Source organism: Nonomuraea sp. ZG12, from assembly GCF_052068115.1.
Lineage (GTDB): Bacteria > Actinomycetota > Actinomycetes > Streptosporangiales > Streptosporangiaceae > Nonomuraea.
Genome location: NZ_JBQHCW010000007.1, coordinates 43,861 through 61,801 on the forward strand (window position 1 = coordinate 43,861; position 17,941 = coordinate 61,801).

Here is a 17,941-nt window from a genome sequence, read left to right on the forward strand (position 1 = left end):
GGCGGCGTTTCACACCGGGCGCAGGCTCGCACCACGGGTGCGCGTCACCCGTGCGGTTGTGCGCGAATGAGGGTGTCGAGGCGCCGCCACGCCGGGGACGAGGCGTTGACCGTGCCCTGGATGAGGGCGGGGATCTCGGAGGCCGCATCCAGCTCGGGCGGCTCGTCGGCTCCGTAACGTGCCCTGGTCGCCTCGGCGATCCGGCGGGCGAGGTCGTCGATACGGGGATCGCCGGCGTCGAGGTCGTACGCGCGGTCGTAGTCGAGGAAGAGCCGCCGTAGCGCCGGGTCGGCCAGGGTCTCGGCCTGGTCCCGGAACAGGACGATCGCCCGGTCCGGGTGCGTGGCGAACACGAGGATCCACAGGTCGCGTTGCAGGTTCACCCACCGAGGGGTGAACCCCCAGCGGGTCAGGTGCTCCAGATGGGCGCCGACCTCGGCGGGCAGCGGTGTCAGCCGCCCGGCGGCGAGCCGGCGCAGGCGCCCCTGCGTCGCCCGCAGGCCACGGATGCGGCCGGCGAGCTCGTCGTCGATGTCACGCAGCGCCCGCCGGAACTCCTCGTCGGTCGCCGATCTCAGGTCCCGGATACGGGCGAGGGGGACGCCGGACTCGGCGAGCGTCCGGATCTTGATCAGGTCGATGGCGTCGTCGGCGCCGTATCGCCGGTAGCCGGACGCGTCGCGGCCGGGCTCCGGGAGCAGCCCTCTGTCGTGATAGACGCGGATGGTCTTGATCGATACGCCGACGCACCTGGCCAGCTGCCCGATGGTGATCACCTGGCCATCGTCCCACTTGACCCTTCCCCAGGGGCAGGGTTGCACCATGACGTCATGGCGAACACGAACATCGATCGGGAGACCCTGCGCGCGCTGGCCGACGAGGGCAACGAGACCGCTCTGGACCGGCTGGCCGACCTCGCCGACGCGGCCGGCGACCTCGGGGAGCTGAGCGAGCTGCTGGACGAGGGATCCATGCGCGCCGGGTTCCTGCTCACTCGCCGCGCGGTGGCGGCCGGCGACCTGAGCGAGCTGCAACGGATCTCCGACGCCGGGTACGACGCGGCAGGGGGCGAACTGGACCGGCTGTTGCGGGCACCGTCCGACGACCGTTGAGGACAGGTTTCAAAATTGCACACTGGCGGCCGGCCATGGGCGGCGCGGGCACCCGCGCGCACCTGCCGCGCTTCGCCGAGGGCAACGTCGAGAGCAACCTCGCGCTGGTCGGGGAGCTGACGAAGATCGCCGACGCCCTCGGGGTCACGGTGGCGCAGCTGGCGATCGCCTGGGTGCTCGCGCAGGGCAGGGCACACGACGACATCGTCGCCCTGGTCGGGGCCAAGCGGCCCGAGCGGATCGCGGAGGCCCTGCCCACGGCCGCCCTGGAGCTCACCGACGCGGACCTGACCGCGATCGAGCAGGCGGTCCCGAGGACGGCCGCGGCCGGGGAACGCTACGCCCCCGCCCTGCTCGCCCTGCTGGACAGCGAGCGCTGATGCCGGCGAACCCACCGCTGGACGCGGACACGATCCTGGCCGCCACCGAAGAGGCGCTGCGCCGCCACGGGCCCGCCAAGGCGACGGTCCTGGACGTGGCACGGGCGCTCGGGGTCAGCCACACCGCCGTCTACCGGCACTTCCCCTCCAAGACGGCGCTCCGCGAGGCCGTCACCCGGCGCTGGCTGAGCCACGACCGCGACACCCTGGCCGCGATCGCCGGCGACACCGAGCTCCCGCCGCCGCAGCGGCTGCGCGCCTGGCTCGCCGCGGTGCTCGCCGCCAAGAAGGCGAAGGTCCGCGACGACCCGGAGCTGTACGCGGCCTACGGAATCCTCGCCGCCGAGCACAGCAGCGTGGCCGCCGACCACGTGGCGGACCTCCTCGGCCAGCTGCGGGCCATCCTCGCCGACGGGATCGCCGGTGGCGCCTTCCAGTCCTGCGACCCGGCCGAGGCCGCGCACACCGTCTTCGACGCCACCACCCGCTTCCACCATCCCGCGCACGCCTCCGAATGGGAGACACCCGGCATCGAGGCTCAGCTCGACACCATGTGCACCCTGCTTCTCAACGGCCTGGAGAAACGAACGGACGGCTCAGTCCCAGTCGTGGTCACCCGGGAGTAGCACCATGTTGTGGGCGCCCAGGATGTCCACCAGTTCGTTGAACTTCTCATCCGGCCAGGGCTCCGGAGCCCGGTCCGTCTCGCCGTACGCCAGGAAGAAGGCTTCGGGCCCGGCGGGCATGTAGAAGACGAGGAGCCTGGCCGGCTCCGCACTGATGTTCTTGAAGCCGTGGCGGGTGCCCTTCGGGATGTACACGAAATCGCCGATGCCGGCCGTGATCTTCTGGTTTCCGTTGATGAACGAGAACTCTCCGGAGACGACGTAGAACGCTTCGTCCTCCTTGGAGTGGATGTGCGGTTGGTTGCCGTGGCCGGGCTCGATGATGCCGTCCATGAAGGCGAACGCGCCGTCGGTCTGCTCTCCGGTGACCTTGACCGCCATCGTCTCGTGTCCGGTGAGCCGGATGACGCCGCCGTCCTTACGGACGACGAAGCCGTTGGCGGCCGTCCAGACAGGGTCATCCTTGGGGGGCAGCGGCAGGTTGAGGGCCATGCTGTGATCCTTTCTCGACCAGATTTTCATTGATCGTAATTCATTGAATGCCAGTCAATCAACTACTCTCATCGATGATCTTGGAATACCCTGAGGGCTGGGACAAGTCGCATCACCGGGAGGATCAGACGTGACCGGGTCCGTCGCAGGCAAGCCGCCCACGCGGCGGCAGTTGGCCGCCCAGGAGACGCGCCAGAAGCTGCTGCACGCCGCACTGGAGAACTTCTCGCAGCGCCCCTACGCGGACGTCACCGTCGGGGACATCGCCCGCTCAGCCGGGGTCGCCCACGGACTTCTGTCCCACCACTTCAACGGCAAGGAGAGCCTCTACGCGGAGGCCGTACGCGAGATCGACCGGCGACTCCGCGCCGCCGCGAAGATCGACGGCGACGGGCCCGTCCTCGAACGTCTCCGCCGTCATCTCATCGCCCATCTGGAATTCCTGGCCGAGCACGAGGACGCCGCCCTCAACCTGATCCTGCGCCGCGCGGAGGGCACCGACGTGGCATGGGAGGCCTTCGAGGCGACGCGCCGGGAGGGGCTCCGCGCGATCTGCCGGTTGCTCGGCCTCGACGCGGACGAGCCGGCGCTTCAGTTGCCCCTGCGCGGGTTCGCCGCCGCCTGCGACGAGACCGCCCTCCTCTGGCTCAGGAGCGGCCGGCCCTACGAGACCGTGGCGCTGGTCGGCATCTGGATCAGGTTTCTGTCGGGCGCGATCCGCGCCGCCCACGACCTCGCGCCGGCTCCCGCGCTGAGCGAGGCTCTTGAGGAGCTGCGACGTCCATGACCGTACGAGGCCGGACGTCGGCGGACAGCAGATCTTCGAGTTCGGCGACGTCGCCGGTCTGCGCGGCGGCGAGGAACGTCCGTACGAGGCGCCGGTGCGCGGTGGTGCTCACCGGGTTGCGCCGCTCGGCGCCGAGGTGACCGCGGGCGCGTCGTACGAGCTGCCGCGCGTGGTCTTCGCCCAGGCCGAGGATCTCGGAGATCCGGCGGTAGGGATAGTCGAAGGCCACGCGCAGGAGATAGACCGCTCGCTCGGCGGGGGTCAGTCTCTCCAGGAGCAGCCGGATCGCGGCGTCGACGGCCTCGTGACGTTCGGCCGCCGTCTCGGGGCCGACGGAGCCGTCCGGCGTCTCGGGAAGCCAGGGGCCGGCGGAGGTCTCGCGCCGCCTGCGGGCGGACTGCACGACGTTGATGGCGAGTCTGGTGGTGGTCAGCGCCAGGAACGCGGGCGGGCTGATGACGACCGAGCGGTCGGTGCCCGCCCACCGCAGCCACGTCTCCTGCACCACGTCCTCGGCCTCACCCGCGTCTCCCAGGACGCGCAGACCGATCGCGAAGAGCCGGGGCGCGACTCCGACGAACGCCGAAGCGGCTAAGTCCCGGTTTCTGACCGACGGCCCCACGGGGTCGCCGTGCGGCTCCAGCACGTTCATGGTCACGATCTCGGCTCCGTTCGTACGCGGCGTCGGCAATGCCTGCGTGACCACGGTCGCTTTCGGAGCCCCTCCATCGCGCCCTGGGAAGAGCCTGGTCGATACCCTGGCGGTCCGTTGCGGATGCCCAGGGGGGCACTGGGGTAGATCGCCCCCTAGCTGGGGACTTGTCCCTACGGACCAGGTGGCCGCCGGATCCGTGACACCGGGCCTGTCACGGACCCGCGTGGTGTCGGGTCGTAGCAGACAACCGCCTTGAGGAGGCTGAAAGATGAAGATCGCCGTCATCGGCGGGACGGGCCTCATCGGATCCCGGGTGGTCAGGATCCTGAGCGCGCGCGGGCACGAGGCGGTGCCGCACTCGAGGTCCACCGGTCTGGACCTGACCAGCGGCGAGGGCCTGCCGGAGGCGTTGACGGGCGCCGACGTCGTCGTCAACCTGACGAAGCCGTCGACCTTCGACGAGGCCGCACCGGCCTTCTTCCGCAAGACCATGGGCAACCTGGTGATCGCCGCCGCGGCGGCCGGCGTCGGCCACGCGGTCATCCTGTCGATCGTGGGCGCCGACCAGGTGCCCGACCTGGTCTACTACCGCTCGAAGGTGCTGCAGGAGGACATCCTCAAGGCCGGCCCGGTGCCGTACTCCATCGTGCGGGCCACGCAGTTCTTCGAGTTCGTCGACACGGTGCTGTCCTGGACCTCCGACGAGCACGCCGTCCGCCTGCCCGCCACCCTCATGCAGCCCGTGGCCGCGGATGACGTCGCCCAGGCCGTGGCCGACGTCAGCGTGGGCGTCCCGCTGGGAGGCACCCGGGACATCGCCGGTCCCGAGGTCTTCGCGCTCGACGAGCTGGGCAGGATCACCCTCGCCGCCCGTGGCGACCACCGCACCGTCGTCACCGACGACGGCGCCGGCATGTACGCCGCCGCCTCGGGCTACGCCCTCATCGCCAAGAACGGCGCCGTCATCGCCAGGACCACCTATCGGGAGTGGCTCGCGCGCTGACCGGTCGGCGGGGCGGCGCCCATGGCAGGCCGCCGGTGACCAGGAATTTCGCGGCAGCCGTCACAAGCCTGAAGGCTGTCCGGTCTTAACTGGCGACCGGGTGGCACCAAGCGCCCGGCGGACAGAAAAGGATCGCGATGAAGATCGTAGTAATCGGCGGGACCGGCCTGATCGGGTCGAAGCTGGTGGCGAAGCTGACCGAGCACGGTCACGAGGCGGTGGCGGCGTCGCCGAACACCGGCGTCGACACCCTCACCGGCGAGGGGCTGGCGGAGGTGCTGGAGGGCGCGCAGGTGGTGATCGACGTGTCCAACTCCCCGTCGTTCGAGAGGGCCGCGGTGCTGAGGTTCTTCGAGACCTCCACCCGCAACCTGCTCGCGGCCGAGGCGAAGGCGGGCGTGGGCCACCACGTCGCGGTGTCGATCGTGGGCACGGAGCGGATGCCGGAGAACGGCTACTTCGCGGCGAAGATCGCCCAGGAGCAGCTGATCGAGAAGTCCGGGATCCCGTTCTCGCTCGTGCACTCGACCCAGTTCTTCGAGTTCACCCGCGGCATCGCCGACGAGGCCACCGTGGACGGCAAGGTGCACATGGCCCCGGTGCTGTTCCAGCCCATCGCGGGCGACGATGTCGCCAAGGCGGTCGGCCGGACCGCGGTGGGGTCGCCGCTGAACGGCAGGATCGAGATCGCCGGGCCCGAGCAGTACCGGATGGACGAGTTCTTCCGCAAGGCGCTGGCGGCCTGGGGCGACCAGCGCGAGGTGGTCACCGACCCGCACGGGCGCTACTTCGGCAGCGAGCTGAGCGAGCGGTCGCTGGTCCCGGATGACGGCGCCGTGCTCGGCGAGATCCACTACCGCGACTGGTCTGGAAAGTAGCCCGGCTCAGGCGTCTGAACAGGAGTTGTGCTGTGACCGCAGCGGCGATGGTCGCCGAGTTCGATGACGTCGCCGGCTGGACCGCCGACGCCGTCGAGCAGCTCGGGAGGCGGCACGCCATCCCGGCCGCCTGTCGCGGCAGCGCGAGCCCGGCGCCGCTGTCGTGGTCGCGACGTGCCGAGCAGGTGGCGGCGGTCGTCGCGACCCGGCACCAGGCCCACCCGGCCCACGCGCTGGCGGCTCACCAGGGCGAGCGCTTCGCCCACCTGTTCGCCTCCGGCCAGATCACCGTACGACTGATCCACGCGGTCAGCCGGACCTCCACGCGAGCCACGTACGGCGCTGCGAGGGGCGTACGGAACGCGGATCGGGAGGCCGCGTGAGCGCCTGTGCTGGGCGACCGGCCGAGCCGGGCGATCCCGGGCGGTCGCAAGGGGACGGTCAGGGCTCCTGCCCGTGGGCTATGCGGCGCCCGGCGCCGCCGGGTCGAGCTCGGCGAGCGCGGTCTTCAGCTCGGCGCGCCCCTTGACGCCGAGTTTCATGAAGACCTTGCGCAGGTGGTACTCGGCGGTGCGCGCGCCGATGTCCCGGTTGGTGAGTCCTTCGCGGGCGAGACGCGCCACGTTGACCTCCTGGTCGGTGAGTCGCGCCGCCGACCCCCGCGCGCGCGTGCGCACCGTCTCGCCGCTCGCGCTCAGCTCGCGCGCGGCGCGCTCGGCGAAGCCGTTCAGGCCACAGGCCGACAGCACCTCGTACGCGACCCTGAACTGCTCGCGCGCGTCGGCGTGCCGGCGTTGGCGGCTCAGCTCCTCCCCGTACAGCAGGCGGCAGCGCCCCACCATGATCGGGATCCGCTCGCGCTCGAAGCGCTCGATCGCGTCCCGGTACAGGATCTCGGCCTGGTCGCCTTCGTGCAGCTGCGCCTCCGCCGTCGCGAGCACGGCGAACGCCCAGCCGGTCCCCACCGGCCGCGTGACGCTCGCCAGCTGCTCGAACGCCTGCTCGGCGAGCGCGTGCTCGCCGGTGTGCGTGGCCGCCTCGACGAGTTCGAGCAGCGTGCGCATCGCGTGGCTCAGCTCGTGTGTGTACGGCAACTCGCGGCTGCCGGAGGCCACCGCCTCGGTGAAGCGTCCCAGGCCGTTGTAGAGGATGGCCTCGGAGAAGTTGACCGCGCTCAGCCCGTAGCCCTCGCCACGCGCGTACGCGTCGGCTCGGATCTGCTCCGCCCAGCGCTCCGTCGCCTCGGCCTGCCCTCGGTACGCCGCGAGGAAGAGCCGCCCGTACTGCGGCAGCGGGTTGCCGGTGACGTCCTTGATGGCGTCGATCTCGTCGCAGGAGGCCTCGGCCGCGTCCAGGTCGCCGTCGACCGTCTGCGCCAGCATCAGCAGGCTCAGGGCGATCGGCAGCACCGTCACGACGCCTTCGGCGCGGGCGAGCTCGACCTGCCGATCGGCGAGCGCGCGCAGTGCGCGGGGATCCCAGAGGTCCTGCGCGCCCCGGGACGCGAACCACATCCCGTGCAGCTCGAGCGCGTCCGGGGCCTCCTCGAGGAACGCCTGCTGCGCCCGGCGCAGGGTCTCGATCGCGGCCTCCTGCCCTTTGGCGGCGAGCAGCGCCTGGCCGCGCAGGATCAGGTCCCTGGCGCGGTCGGAGTCCCCGGCGGCGGCCGTCGTCTCCAGGATCGCGTTGGAGACGGCGGCCACCTGCTCGGCGTCACCGAGCCGGCCGCCGTAGAGCGCGGCCGCTGCCCGATGCATGGTGTCTGCGGTGTCGAATCCTATCTGAGACGTCGGTGGTGACACGAGCCACGAAGAGGCTCCGCCTGTCTCGCGCAACGTCGAAGGCGGGAACCGAAACCGGTTCCCGCCTTCGGCGTTGTCACCGTGCGATGGCGCGACGGTCCCGCCGCTCTTCCAGCTCCTCCGGGCTGACCACGGTCAGCATCGGCTGGCCGGGCGCGCAGAACATCGTCACCACGAACGCCGACTCCTCGTCCGCGAGGTGGTTGCCGTCCTGGTAGTGGATCACGTCCCCACCGGGCTCCCAGAACGCCTCGCCGGCCCGGACGACCCGCACGGGTTCCCCTTCGAGCTCGAAGTTGATCGCCCCCTTGATCACGTACCCGTACGCAGGCCCGGAGTGACGGTGGGGCGGCGCACCGGGGCTGTTCGGCGGCAGCGTGACCAGGATCGTCATCGCCTCGGCCCCCGCCGGCGCGGGCGGCGCCCCCGGCACGGTGGCGACCACGTCGAGCTTCGGCGGCGGCCCGCTCTTGTCGGGGTTGTCGAGGTGGTGCGCGTTGGCGTGGTCGGTGCTCATCAGGGTTCCTTCGCTGGACGGTGGCCGGCACGATCCGGCCGTGTACCAGCTCAGACAAGGCAGCGACCCGATGTGTGACACCGGCGTCAGAGGGCCAGCGCCGCCATGAGGGCCATGCTGGCCGCCATCCCCGCCGCGCACGCGTCCTGGCCGAGCGCCCGTCGATCCGCGTCCCGGCCGGGCAGCATGCGGATGAGCCGGGCGCAGGTCCAGGCCAGCCCGATGACCAAGGCCACCGGGGCCAGCGAACCGCCTCCGTGCGCGTGTCCGGACGAGACGCCCGCGAGCGTGGCCGCGCTGAGCGCTGTCAGCACCAGGAGGACGGACATGATCACGAAGTCCGGGATGTGATGGCCGGTCTCCGTGCGGCGGGAGGGTGCGCCGCAGAGCCAGCCGGCGGTCAGCAGCGCGAGCACCGCGACGGAGAGGAACCAGCCGCCCAGGTGCCCGGCCGCCATGCCGGACGCCATGACGACGTGCGGCCATCTCCTGGCAGGACGCGCGCCGGGCAGCAGGGCCGGGACGAGGGCCAGGACGCAGCCGACCACCACCACCGCCGCGTGCGCCTGGCTTCCGCCTGCGACCGGCGTGCTGAACAGACTCAAACGGGCATCCATGACGCGCTCCTTGCCGTTGTCCCTCGTTACCTCCTCTGACAGGACGGCTCGGCCGGCTGTGACAGGACCCCCGGCGTCCTCGGCGAAAGCCCGGTTCCGCCTATGCCGCCAGGTCCGCCCGGCTCGCGGGGCGGTGCCGGCGGGAGTCCGAGACGGCGACGCCGCCGACGACGAGCGCGGCCAGGACGGCGAGCGCGAGCGGCGGGATCAGGGACGGCGCCAGCAGCACCACCACCGCGGCCACCGCGAGCACGCCGACGGCGACGAGCCGCCCGGCCGGGAAGCCGCCGAACACGACGCGCTGGAACACCGCGTGCCCGGCCAGGAACAGGGCCGGGCCGCCCAGCACGGTGAGGGCCGTGCCGGGCGTGATGCCGCCGAGTGGATGCGCGATCGCCAGCTCGTCGCCCACGGCGGCGACGATGACGCCGGCCACGATCGGGATGTGGCTGTAGGTGTAGGCCGACCTGCCGAGCCGGCCGGTGTCGTCCGATTCGGCCACCTTCTCGGCGGCGGCGTCCGCCGTCCGGTCGAAGTACACCCACCACATCGCCACACTGGTCAGGAAGGCCACCGCGAAGGCGATCACGGTCGCCGCCGACAGGTGATCGCCTTCGGCCAGCGTCAAGCCGGTGATCAGCACCGACTCGCCGAGCGCGAGGATCACGAACAGCTGGCAGCGCTCGGCCATGTGCGCGGTGTCGATCGACCAGTCGGCCGTCGTGGCTCTGCCGAGCAGCGGCATCCGGTAACCGTGCCAGGGTGCCACGAACTCCACGAGCAGCGCCGCCACCCAGAGCACCACCTGACCGGTTCCCCCGGCCAGCGCGCCGCCGATCCACAGCACCGCGCTCACCGCGTGCCAGGCCAGGATGAGCCGGAACGTGTGCCCGATCGGCTCGTTCCGCGCCGCGACCGCCACCACCAGCGACCGCCCGACCTGGAGGGTCACGTACGCCGCGGCGAACCACAGCGCCCGCGCCCCGAAGGCCTGCGGCAGCGCCGCCGCCATGGCCAGCCCGGCCAGCATCATCCCGGCCATCGTCAGCCGCATCGCGGGGTGATCGGGGTCAAGGTAGTTCGTCATCCAGGTGGCGTACATCCAGGCCCACCACACGGCCAGCGTCAACAGCAGGGTCTGGGCCGCCCCGGCCACGTCGAGATGCTCCAGGAGCAGGTGCGAGAGCTGGGTGATGGCGAACACGTACACGAGGTCGAAGAAGAGCTCGATGGGGACGACCTTCGCCGCTCGCTCGCGGGGCCTGAGAATCACTGCCGTAACCGTCCTCGGCTGGAATAAACGATCATCGGCAGCATTGTAATCGTGTAATCGACAGGCCGTCATCGACGGGATCCCGTGCGACGTTCAGGGGGTCAGGGACCGGTCGCGCTCCTGCTCCTCGTCCAGGGGGACCTTCTGCCCGCCGTACGCGACGGACATCCTGGCCCGTAGCCTGCCGACAGGGCCGCGCATGCGCGGGGACGGGACGCTGGAGCCGTTGGGAGCGGTGAGCACCGGTACGGCTTCCTTACCGCGCAGGTGCGCCTCGATGTCCTCGGCCAGTGGTGTGTGCGCTTCGGTGAACGCGCCGCCGGGCAGGCGCCTGATCACGCCGGTGGGCACGCCGTGCCCGATGAGGTCGGCGTCGGAGCGTTGCAGGCCGAGGCAGATCCGGTAGGTGATGACGTAGGCGAGCACGGGTCCGGCGATCACCAGGACGCGGCCGGCGTAGGTGGTGGCGTTCAGGCTGATGTGGAAGGTGGACGCGATCTCGTCGTTGGCCCCCAGCAGCCACAGCACGCCGTAGAAGACGACGGCGGTCATGCCGATCGCGGTGCGGTGCGGGTTGTTGCGGGGACGATCCAGGACGTGGTGCTCGCGCCTGTCGCCGGTGATCCACTGTTCGATGAACGGGTAGAGCAGCATTCCGGTGAGGACGACGCCCAACGGCACCAGCGCCGGGACGACCACGCTCAACGGCACCGTGCCCACGTGGCCGGTGCCGAGGAGGTTGACCTCCCAGGCGGGCATCAGGCGCAGCGCGCCCTCCAGGAAACCGAGGTAGAAGTCGGGCTGCGAACCGGCCGAGATGTCGGCCGGACTGTAGGGACCGTACAGCCACACGGGGTTGATCTGGGCGAAGGTGCCCAGCCCCGCCACCGCGCCCAGGGTGAACAGGAAGAACGCGCCGGTCTTGGCCATGAACGACGGATACAGCGGAGCGCCCACCACGTTCGTGCGGGTGCGGCCCTTGCCCGGCATCTGGGTGTGCTTCTGCACCCACATCAGCACCAGGTGCGCCGATATCAGCGCCAGCAGCGCCCCCGGGATGAGCAGGATGTGCAGGGAGTAGAACCGGGAGACGACGTCGTCGCCCGGATACTCCCCGCCGAACAGGAAGAACGTCACGTAGGTGCCGACCAGGGGCACCGACATGATCACGCCCTCGGTGACCCGCAGGCCGGCGCCCGACAGCAGGTCATCCGGAAGCGAATAGCCCGTCAGCCCCTCCAGCAGGGCCAGCGCGAGCATCGTGACCCCGATGATCCAGGTGAGCTCGCGCGGCTTGCGATAGGCGCCGGTGAAGAACACGCGCAGCGCGTGGATCATCATGCCGCCGATGAACAGCAGCGCCGACCAGTGGTGGATCTGCCTGACGAGCAGCCCGCCGCGCACGTCGAAGCTGATCTCCAGCGTGGAGGCGTACGCCTCCGACATCTGCACGCCCTTCAGCGGCGCGTAGGCGCCGTCGTAGATCACGTGGCCCATGCTCGGCTTGAACCAGAAGGTCAGGAACGTGCCGGTGAGCAGCAGGATGACGAACGAATAGAGCGCGATCTCGCCCAGCAGGAAGGACCAGTGGTCGGGGAAGATCTTGCGCAGGTTGCGGTTCAGGAAACGGGCCGCGCCCAGACGCTCGTCAAGGAACGACGATGTCCGGGCGATGGTGCCGGGGACCGCCTTCGATCCGGTTCGCATGGGCGCGACTCCCTTTCTGTCCGCGTTCACACCTAAGACGCCGGAGAGCGCGGATTTGTGACATCGCAGAAGCCCGCCGCAGTGGGTGGGATGTCACATTCAGCGGTGGTCTCGCGTCTTAGGAGTGACTGGCGCGCGTTCCGAACCACGGCGAGGTGATCCATGGCGACGTCCTCACACATCGGCCCCGGCTCATGGCGGATCGTCCTGGAGGCGACCGAAGTGAGGCTGACGACGAGCAGGCGCAGAGGTCCTCGGCTCCTGTACGCGCCGCCACGCCTCGACGGCGCCTTCTACCTGCGCCCCAACGCCGCCCTGGCGGGATTCGCGCTGCGGCTCCCCCTGCCGTCACACCGCGCCGAGCCGCCGGTGCTGCTCTGGGAGTCGGCGGAACTCGACCGCGACGCGCACGCGTGGCTGCGATTCGGACGTCAGGCGGTGCGCTCACCCGTCTCGGTCGTGTGCGCCGAGATCCCCGGCGAGCGCCCCTACGTGAAGATCGTCCTGGAGACGGTGTTCTCCTCGACGCGTTTGCGTCTGCCCGCCTGGCTGCCCCCGCGACCGGTGACGCTCAGGCTGTTCAGCGAGCTGCGTCACGGGTGAAGCCGGTAGAAGCGCCAGAAGCCGAAGTCACGGATCGGCAGCACGTCGAGGCCGGCGAATCCGGCCTCCCGGGCGTAGCGGCGCAGGGTGGCGGGGCGCATGACGGTGCCGGTGGCGGCCGACGGCTGCTCGCTCATCCCGTCCGGCAGGCAGATGAGCAGGCTGAACCCGTACATCAGCCGCTCGACGTCGTCCGCCTCCGGGGTGAACGTGTCGCCGACCGCCTCGTCCATGACGACGACGGTGCCGCCGGGCACGAGCGCCCTGCGGGCGGCGGCGAGGGTGTCCACCGGGCGCGGCATGTCGTGCACGCACTCGAAGGCGAACACCGCGTCGTACCGGCCCTCGCCGAGCGCGGCGGCGTCGCCGTGGCGGAAGGCGACACGGTCGCCGAGCCCGGCGGAGGCGGCGTTGCGGCGGGCCAGGTCGACGGAGGGCGCGTCGATGTCCACACCCTCGACCTTCGCCTCCGGGTACGCCCTGGCCAGCGCGATGGCCGACCAGCCGCCTCCGCAGCCGACGTCGGCGACGCGGGCGCCGGGGCGGCGCAGCAGCGCGTGCAGGTCCGGGATCCCGGCCAGGGCGTCCGGCAGCGCGTGCTCGAACCAGGGCCGGTTCATGTCGGCCTGCGACTCGCGCATGTCCGCCCCGAACGCCGCCCAGCCGACCCCGCCACCGGTGCGGTAGGCGTCCAGCAGGGCGGGCAGCTGCTCGGCGGCGGCGGCGAGCATGCGGGCCAGCGGCGCGAGGTAGGCCAGGCTGGACCGGTCGGTCAGCACCTCGGCCGCGCCCGGCGGCAGCGCGAACCGGCCGTCCGGCGCGACCTCCAGGATCCCGGTCGCGGCCTGCTGCTCCAACCACTCGCGGGCGTACCGCTCGGTGCCGCCCGCTCGTGCGGTCAGCTCGGCGGGGCCGGCCGGGCCGTGCTCGGCCAGCGCCCGGTACCAGCCGAGCCGATCGCCGAGGTGGATGGAGAGAAGCTCTATGGTGCCGAGCGCCGACCGAAGGAGTCGATCGGCGAACTCGTCGGTGCTCGTGGTCATGTTCGTCCCCCGTCCACTACCGGTACCTCGTCGAGGATCGGCGCCCACGGGTGACTCCTCCCCAGCTCAGGGCGGTCGATGCCCTGAGCCGGGGAGGTCGCCGGTCAGGTCACCGTCACGGTGTGCAGGAGCTTGTTCAGGCCGGTCGCGCTCTCCCAGGTGCCCTGGTTGGCGAGACGGACGGCGTACTCGGCCCGGGCGGGGAGCCGGGGGTCGGGGAGGTTGAGCAGCAGCTCGTAGCCGCCGGGAGGCAGGATGGCGGGCAGGGTGAGGGTCCGGGTGAGCGTCGTGGTGTCTCCCGCCTGCCAGCGGCGGGGGTCGGCGGAGAGGGGGAGGCGGTGTACGGCGGAGGTGGTGGTGTTCCGCAGGACCAGTTCGGCGCCTCGGGGGTTGACGGGGGCGGCCCATCCGTCGTTCCTGATCGTGACGGTCACCGGGAGCGCGCCGCCGCGCGGGGCCGTGGTGGGGTACGTCCCGCTGGTCAGGGCGAAGCGGTAGCCGAGGCTGCGGGTGATCTCGGGCAGGCAGCCTCCGGTGTTCCAGCCGGCGAGGACGCCGGTGTGGTAGTCGGTGTTGAGGTAGGACCAGTGGAACCGGGTCAGCTCGTCACGGGCGGTGGGGCAGTCGGAGCGGGGCGGGTTGGGGGCGCAGGTCTCGCCGCCCATGACCACGTGCGCCGTCTCCGCCTGCAGGTACGGATACTCGACGGCGATGTTCTCATAGGTGCCGAAGTCATCCGGACTGGCCAGGAAGCAGTCGTTGTGGTGGCCGAGCCGGGCGAGCGGTGAGCCGTCGTACGCCTGGCCCGGGGGCAACGGGCTGGTCGCGTACATCGTTCGCTTGAACTTGGGGGTGCGCAGCTGGACCATGCGGTCGCGCGGCAGCACACCGAGGATCTTGTCGACCACGGCCTTCCTGTTGGCCCAGTCCGCGGCGGTCACGGTGCCGGCGTTGCCGAAGTTCTGGGTGTAGTACCACTCGCCCCAGGCTCCGATGAAGCCGGCCTGCATCAGGTAGATGACGTCGGCGTTGCCGCTCAGGTAGGGGGCGAGCTGGTCCAGGTGGGCCAGCACGCGGTCCTTGGGGGCGTCGGCGCCGTCGGGGTCGGCGGTGTAGGCGAACCGCAGGATCGTCTTCAGGCCCGCCGCCCGGACGGTGTCCAGCTGCTGCTGCAGCTGGGTCAGCGCGGCCTGGCTGATCGGGCCGTTCCTGAACTCGGCCAGGTAGAAGACGCACATCACCAGGGAGATGTGCTGGTCGGCCCGGTAGCCGCGGAGGGTCGCCAGGGAGAAGTCGTTCTTGTCGCAGTCGCCGGTGTGGTGGTACAGGCCGCGTTCGGGGTTGGCGAAGGCGTCGGTGGTCGGCGTGTAGGTGACGGTCCTGCCGCTCCCGCCGCCGCCGCTGTAGGTGTGGGTGTACCTGGCGGAGGTCTCCAGGGGCGCTTCGACCTGGAAGACGAGGTCGGCGTCGTTGGGTGTGGCGGTCTCTCCGATGTCGGTACGGTTCAGCGTCCAGCGTGCGGTGCCGCCGGCGTCGGAGTAGGTGACCGGCCCGACGAGCGCCCAGCTCCAGCCGCTGCCGTTGTGGCGGTAGAGGCCGGCGTTCTCCAGCAGGTAGTCGGCTCCCGCGCCGGCCTGGGGGAAGCCGGTGGCGGGGTCACGGTCGGTGTCGATGTAGGTGCGGGCGTAGGCGGGGGCGCCGGTGTGGGCGAACTGGTACGTCACGGTGGTGGCCGTGTTCGTGGCCGACTGGCCGGTGATGGCGGCGTGCGCCGGGGGCGCGGTGAGGACGGCCGCGCAGGTGAACGCCATGAGGGTGAGGACGCGCGTGAATTTCGACATGCGGCTCCTAGGGGGCGAGAGTCACGGTCGGGAGGGTGCCGGAGGCGGTGGGCAGCCGGTCGGCGGCGGAGTTGTTCTTGATGAAGCCGAGCCTGAGCCGTTGGCCGGGCGAGAGGCCGAGGTCGGCGATCGGGATGGCGGCTTCGACGACGGTGGCGTTGCGAGCGAAGGACACCTGGCCGCGTGGGGTCCAGGACCAGCCTGATCCGCCGTGCCGGTAGAGGTTGGCGTTCTCCAGCATGTGGTCGGCGCCGGACGGGTTGCTCCAGCCGGCCGCGGCGAAGCCTGTCGCGGGGTTGACGTCGGTGTCGAGGAAGAACTGTTCCAGGACGTTGAGCCCGGTTCCCTGGGCGAGCACGTACAGGTTGGTGCCGTCGCTGACGGCGGAGAGGGATCGCACGCCGGAGGTGCCGGTCATCAGCGGCGTGACGCCGGCCCAGTCGGCGGCGGAGCCGTCGATGGTGAAACCAGGTACGGGGGTCGGCGTGGGGGTGGGGGTGGGCGTCGGTGTGGGGGTGGGAGTGGGGGTCGGGGTCGGGGTCGGGGTCGGGGTCGGGGTCGGGTTGGTGCCGCCGGGGATGGTGAACTTGACGGCGGAGCCGCCGAAGTTGGCCACCCGGAACCAGGTCCAGATCTCCGTCCCCGCCTTCGAGTCGGGGAAGACGTGGTCGCGGGCGAACTCCAGCTCCGCCCGGTTCCCCGACTGCGTCACGCGGACCGGCCAGCCCCGGTTGGCCGGCGCGTTGGGACCGGCGAACCTGAAGGCGTCGCCCTGCCCGGCCCCGGCGTGCGGCAGCAGATAGGCCTGGTTCAGCGACTCCAGGTAGACGCGGGCGTCCGGCGAGGTGGGCCACCACGGCTGCCACCCGGAGGGGCCGTCCCGGTCGTGGTCGAAGTAGATCATCTCCTGGGCCAGGTTCAGCGCCTGCCTGGCCTCGACCATCATGAAGAACTTGTCGCGGACGAACTTCGTGTAGACCTTGGTGATGCCCTTGGCGTTGTTCCCCGCGGCGTCGTCGAAGATCGGGGTCTGGCCGGACCACTCGGCGAAGGACCCGTCGGCGACGAAGCCGTCGTACAGGTCGACGGGGTGCGCGCCGGCCTGGCTGGGCGCCTCCCGGCCCTGGGCCTCCAGCCAGCGCTTGGCGTCGTCGTAGATCGCGGAGTTGAAGTGGTTCGCGCCGCTCACGTCGTAGCCCAGGTAGCCGCTGTTCGCCACCACCTCGTTCATCCACTTGTGCGTCCCGGAGGCGGGCACCCGGAAGTCGATGACGACCACGTTGAAGCCGTCGGCGGCGTTCGCCTGGGCGTTGACGTACTCCTTCCAGAAGCCGCCGAAGTTGTCCCGGTGCCGGTAGGTCGGTGTGGAGGGGACGGTGTTCCAGTTGTCGGCGTAGCCGGGACTGGTGTCGTAGAAGCCGGGGATGTAGGTGTTGTAGTACCAGGACTCGGTGACGAACACGTTGATCGCGTGCCGGTAGCGGGCGGCGAACCGCGATGAGCCCTCGTCGGGGTTGAAGTACCAGTAGCCGCGGTTGGCCGCCACCACCTTGGCCGGGTCCACCGCCTTGACCTTCTCCACGAGCTCGACCATGCCTTCGGCGGTGAAGCCGAAGTTGCCGCGCGGCCCCCAGGAGACCGACGGGCCCGCTCCCCCCACGGGGTCGGGGGTGTCGACGGTGTCGAGGAAGACCCCGTCGTACTCGCCGTCGTGCACGATCTTGTCGACCTGGTAGGTGACGAACTTCTGCCAGGCCGGGTCGCCGGCGTTGATGTAGCCGCCGCCGTAGTTCTTGTTGACGTCCACGACGCCGTCGCCGTCCTTCCAGTACCCGCCGTACAGGTACCTGGCGTCGTTCGTCCAGGTGCCCTGCTGGTCGAGGTACCAGGGCATGACGCCGCGGTTGCGCCACCGCAGCCTGTTCCCCCAGGAGGAGTGGTCGGGGGCGATGTCCAGCCCGGTGTACCCGGCGTAGCCGTCGTCGTAGGTGCCGTCCGGCGCGGCCCCGCCCTCGACGTCCAGGTGAGCGCCGGAGGCGTCGTAGTTCCACGGGTTCGGCCCGTGCAGCGGCCCGGACGGCCCGCTGTACCCGGCGGGGAGCAGGCCGAGCTCGATGCCCTTGGCGATGGTCATGTGGCCGGAGGAGCCGGGGACGATGGACGGCAGCATCTCCCCCACCGAGAGATAGCCGAGCACGGTCACGTCGTCGGCCGTGCCGAGTGCGCCGTCGAGCCCTCGCTTGATCTCCTGGACCTGGGCGCTGGTGACCGTCTCGAAGTAGAAGTGGTCGGCGGCCACGTCGAGCACCCGGAGGGTGGGTTCCAGCACGACCAGGTCGTAGCCCTTGAGCTGGTCGGTCTTGGCCTGGTCGAGCGGGCCGTACCAGAAGGCGGTCCGGCTGTTGCGGTCGAGTGTGGGGACCTTGCCGTAGAAGGGGGTCCGGCCCAGTTCGAAACCGGCGGCCTCGCCCCTTCCCGGCCCGAGCACGGTCACGGACACGGTCACGGTGGCGATCATGAGGATGGCGGCGAGGAGTAATCGGCGGGCACGGTGCGGGGCGGACAGGGGGGTCATGGCGGTTCGCTCCTTCGTTGCCGGACGAAA

19 protein-coding genes are annotated in these 17,941 nt (G+C 70.9%); 8 read left to right on the plus strand and 11 right to left on the minus strand.

Annotation, left to right across the window (positions count from 1 at the left end; all coding sequences use genetic code 11):
* Window positions 1–44: 44 nt before the first annotated feature.
* A complete protein-coding gene (locus ACTMTF_RS20855) occupies window positions 45–776 on the minus strand; it encodes a MerR family transcriptional regulator (RefSeq protein ID WP_441112188.1) in 732 nt (243 codons plus the stop codon).
* 54 nt (window positions 777–830) lie between these two features.
* Here ACTMTF_RS20855 and ACTMTF_RS20860 point away from each other — a divergent pair, with 54 nt between their 5' ends.
* Genes ACTMTF_RS20860 through ACTMTF_RS20870 form a run of 3 tightly spaced genes read left to right on the plus strand, consistent with a single transcriptional unit; the run spans window position 831 to window position 2,118 of the window.
* Entirely contained in the window at window positions 831–1,112 is a 282-nt protein-coding gene (locus ACTMTF_RS20860) for a hypothetical protein (protein ID WP_441112189.1), read from the plus strand.
* Window positions 1,109–1,492: an aldo/keto reductase gene (locus ACTMTF_RS20865; protein ID WP_441112190.1), complete on the plus strand. Its 384-nt coding sequence runs from the start codon at window positions 1,109–1,111 to the stop codon at window positions 1,490–1,492. The genes ACTMTF_RS20860 and ACTMTF_RS20865 overlap by 4 nt, the downstream gene beginning before the upstream one ends.
* Entirely contained in the window at window positions 1,492–2,118 is a 627-nt protein-coding gene (locus tag ACTMTF_RS20870) for a TetR family transcriptional regulator (RefSeq protein WP_441112191.1), read from the plus strand. The genes ACTMTF_RS20865 and ACTMTF_RS20870 overlap by 1 nt, the downstream gene beginning before the upstream one ends.
* Here ACTMTF_RS20870 and ACTMTF_RS20875 read toward each other — a convergent pair.
* Entirely contained in the window at window positions 2,089–2,610 is a 522-nt protein-coding gene (locus ACTMTF_RS20875; protein ID WP_441112192.1) for a cupin domain-containing protein, read from the minus strand. The two genes, ACTMTF_RS20870 and ACTMTF_RS20875, sit on opposite strands and share 30 nt — an antisense overlap.
* Window positions 2,611–2,740: 130 nt before the next feature.
* Here ACTMTF_RS20875 and ACTMTF_RS20880 point away from each other — a divergent pair, with 130 nt between their 5' ends.
* Window positions 2,741–3,397 (plus strand): TetR/AcrR family transcriptional regulator, encoded by a 657-nt coding sequence (locus ACTMTF_RS20880; RefSeq protein ID WP_441112193.1) that lies wholly within the window; start codon window positions 2,741–2,743, stop codon window positions 3,395–3,397.
* On the opposite strand, the gene ACTMTF_RS20885 is transcribed toward ACTMTF_RS20880, so the two are convergent.
* Window positions 3,306–4,049 (minus strand): sigma factor-like helix-turn-helix DNA-binding protein, encoded by a 744-nt coding sequence (locus ACTMTF_RS20885; RefSeq protein WP_441112486.1) that lies wholly within the window; start codon window positions 4,047–4,049, stop codon window positions 3,306–3,308. The two genes, ACTMTF_RS20880 and ACTMTF_RS20885, sit on opposite strands and share 92 nt — an antisense overlap.
* A gap of 271 nt (window positions 4,050–4,320) precedes the next feature.
* Between ACTMTF_RS20885 and ACTMTF_RS20890 the strand changes: the two genes are divergently transcribed.
* The 3 genes from ACTMTF_RS20890 to ACTMTF_RS20900 all read left to right on the plus strand — a co-directional run bounded on the left by ACTMTF_RS20890 (window position 4,321) and on the right by ACTMTF_RS20900 (window position 6,316).
* Window positions 4,321–5,055: an SDR family oxidoreductase gene (locus ACTMTF_RS20890; RefSeq protein ID WP_441112194.1), complete on the plus strand. Its 735-nt coding sequence runs from the start codon at window positions 4,321–4,323 to the stop codon at window positions 5,053–5,055.
* 137 nt (window positions 5,056–5,192) lie between these two features.
* Entirely contained in the window at window positions 5,193–5,933 is a 741-nt protein-coding gene (locus ACTMTF_RS20895) for an SDR family oxidoreductase (protein ID WP_441112195.1), read from the plus strand.
* A 32-nt stretch (window positions 5,934–5,965) separates the two neighbouring features.
* Window positions 5,966–6,316 carry a hypothetical protein gene (locus ACTMTF_RS20900; RefSeq protein WP_441112196.1) on the plus strand — a complete coding sequence of 117 codons (351 nt, stop codon included), beginning with the start codon at window positions 5,966–5,968 and terminating at the stop codon, window positions 6,314–6,316.
* A 78-nt stretch (window positions 6,317–6,394) separates the two neighbouring features.
* On the opposite strand, the gene ACTMTF_RS20905 is transcribed toward ACTMTF_RS20900, so the two are convergent.
* From ACTMTF_RS20905 to qcrB, 5 genes are all read right to left on the minus strand, one after another.
* Window positions 6,395–7,690 carry a helix-turn-helix transcriptional regulator gene (locus ACTMTF_RS20905; protein WP_441112197.1) on the minus strand — a complete coding sequence of 432 codons (1,296 nt, stop codon included), beginning with the start codon at window positions 7,688–7,690 and terminating at the stop codon, window positions 6,395–6,397.
* A 121-nt stretch (window positions 7,691–7,811) separates the two neighbouring features.
* A complete protein-coding gene (locus ACTMTF_RS20910) occupies window positions 7,812–8,252 on the minus strand; it encodes a cupin domain-containing protein (protein ID WP_441112198.1) in 441 nt (146 codons plus the stop codon).
* 86 nt (window positions 8,253–8,338) lie between these two features.
* Window positions 8,339–8,869: a hypothetical protein gene (locus ACTMTF_RS20915; RefSeq protein WP_441112199.1), complete on the minus strand. Its 531-nt coding sequence runs from the start codon at window positions 8,867–8,869 to the stop codon at window positions 8,339–8,341.
* Window positions 8,870–8,969: 100 nt separating this feature from the next.
* Window positions 8,970–10,142 (minus strand): low temperature requirement protein A, encoded by a 1,173-nt coding sequence (locus ACTMTF_RS20920; RefSeq protein ID WP_441112200.1) that lies wholly within the window; start codon window positions 10,140–10,142, stop codon window positions 8,970–8,972.
* A gap of 93 nt (window positions 10,143–10,235) precedes the next feature.
* Window positions 10,236–11,849, minus strand: coding sequence for a cytochrome bc1 complex cytochrome b subunit (gene qcrB / locus ACTMTF_RS20925; protein ID WP_441112201.1), 1,614 nt, complete (start codon window positions 11,847–11,849; stop codon window positions 10,236–10,238).
* A 162-nt stretch (window positions 11,850–12,011) separates the two neighbouring features.
* On the opposite strand from qcrB, the gene ACTMTF_RS20930 reads away from it, so the two are divergent.
* Complete coding sequence (locus ACTMTF_RS20930) at window positions 12,012–12,452, plus strand: hypothetical protein (protein ID WP_441112202.1); 441 nt, start codon at window positions 12,012–12,014, stop codon at window positions 12,450–12,452.
* Here the strand turns inward: ACTMTF_RS20930 and ACTMTF_RS20935 are convergent.
* The 3 genes from ACTMTF_RS20935 to ACTMTF_RS20945 all read right to left on the minus strand — a co-directional run bounded on the left by ACTMTF_RS20935 (window position 12,443) and on the right by ACTMTF_RS20945 (window position 17,911).
* Window positions 12,443–13,495 carry a class I SAM-dependent methyltransferase gene (locus tag ACTMTF_RS20935; RefSeq protein WP_441112203.1) on the minus strand — a complete coding sequence of 351 codons (1,053 nt, stop codon included), beginning with the start codon at window positions 13,493–13,495 and terminating at the stop codon, window positions 12,443–12,445. The genes ACTMTF_RS20930 and ACTMTF_RS20935 overlap by 10 nt on opposite strands.
* A 104-nt stretch (window positions 13,496–13,599) precedes the next feature.
* Window positions 13,600–15,336: a DUF4832 domain-containing protein gene (locus ACTMTF_RS20940; protein ID WP_441112204.1), complete on the minus strand. Its 1,737-nt coding sequence runs from the start codon at window positions 15,334–15,336 to the stop codon at window positions 13,600–13,602.
* A gap of 7 nt (window positions 15,337–15,343) precedes the next feature.
* Window positions 15,344–17,911, minus strand: coding sequence for a hypothetical protein (locus ACTMTF_RS20945; RefSeq protein ID WP_441112205.1), 2,568 nt, complete (start codon window positions 17,909–17,911; stop codon window positions 15,344–15,346).
* Window positions 17,912–17,941: the final 30 nt, after the last annotated feature.

Bases quoted from the DNA above. Each gene is read 5' to 3' on its own strand.
- ACTMTF_RS20860 (WP_441112189.1), top strand. From the start codon at position 831: ATGGCGAACACGAACATCGATCGGGAGACCCTGCGCGCGCTGGCCGAC.
- ACTMTF_RS20870 (WP_441112191.1), top strand. From the start codon at position 1,492: ATGCCGGCGAACCCACCGCTGGACGCGGACACGATCCTGGCCGCCACC.
- ACTMTF_RS20875 (WP_441112192.1), bottom strand. From the start codon at position 2,610: ATGGCCCTCAACCTGCCGCTGCCCCCCAAGGATGACCCTGTCTGGACG.
- ACTMTF_RS20885 (WP_441112486.1), bottom strand. From the start codon at position 4,049: ATGAACGTGCTGGAGCCGCACGGCGACCCCGTGGGGCCGTCGGTCAGA.
- ACTMTF_RS20890 (WP_441112194.1), top strand. From the start codon at position 4,321: ATGAAGATCGCCGTCATCGGCGGGACGGGCCTCATCGGATCCCGGGTG.
- ACTMTF_RS20895 (WP_441112195.1), top strand. From the start codon at position 5,193: ATGAAGATCGTAGTAATCGGCGGGACCGGCCTGATCGGGTCGAAGCTG.
- ACTMTF_RS20905 (WP_441112197.1), bottom strand. From the start codon at position 7,690: ATGCATCGGGCAGCGGCCGCGCTCTACGGCGGCCGGCTCGGTGACGCC.
- ACTMTF_RS20910 (WP_441112198.1), bottom strand. From the start codon at position 8,252: ATGAGCACCGACCACGCCAACGCGCACCACCTCGACAACCCCGACAAG.
- ACTMTF_RS20915 (WP_441112199.1), bottom strand. From the start codon at position 8,869: ATGGATGCCCGTTTGAGTCTGTTCAGCACGCCGGTCGCAGGCGGAAGC.
- qcrB (WP_441112201.1), bottom strand. From the start codon at position 11,849: ATGCGAACCGGATCGAAGGCGGTCCCCGGCACCATCGCCCGGACATCG.
- ACTMTF_RS20930 (WP_441112202.1), top strand. From the start codon at position 12,012: ATGGCGACGTCCTCACACATCGGCCCCGGCTCATGGCGGATCGTCCTG.
- ACTMTF_RS20935 (WP_441112203.1), bottom strand. From the start codon at position 13,495: ATGACCACGAGCACCGACGAGTTCGCCGATCGACTCCTTCGGTCGGCG.
- ACTMTF_RS20940 (WP_441112204.1), bottom strand. From the start codon at position 15,336: ATGTCGAAATTCACGCGCGTCCTCACCCTCATGGCGTTCACCTGCGCG.
- ACTMTF_RS20945 (WP_441112205.1), bottom strand. From the start codon at position 17,911: ATGACCCCCCTGTCCGCCCCGCACCGTGCCCGCCGATTACTCCTCGCC.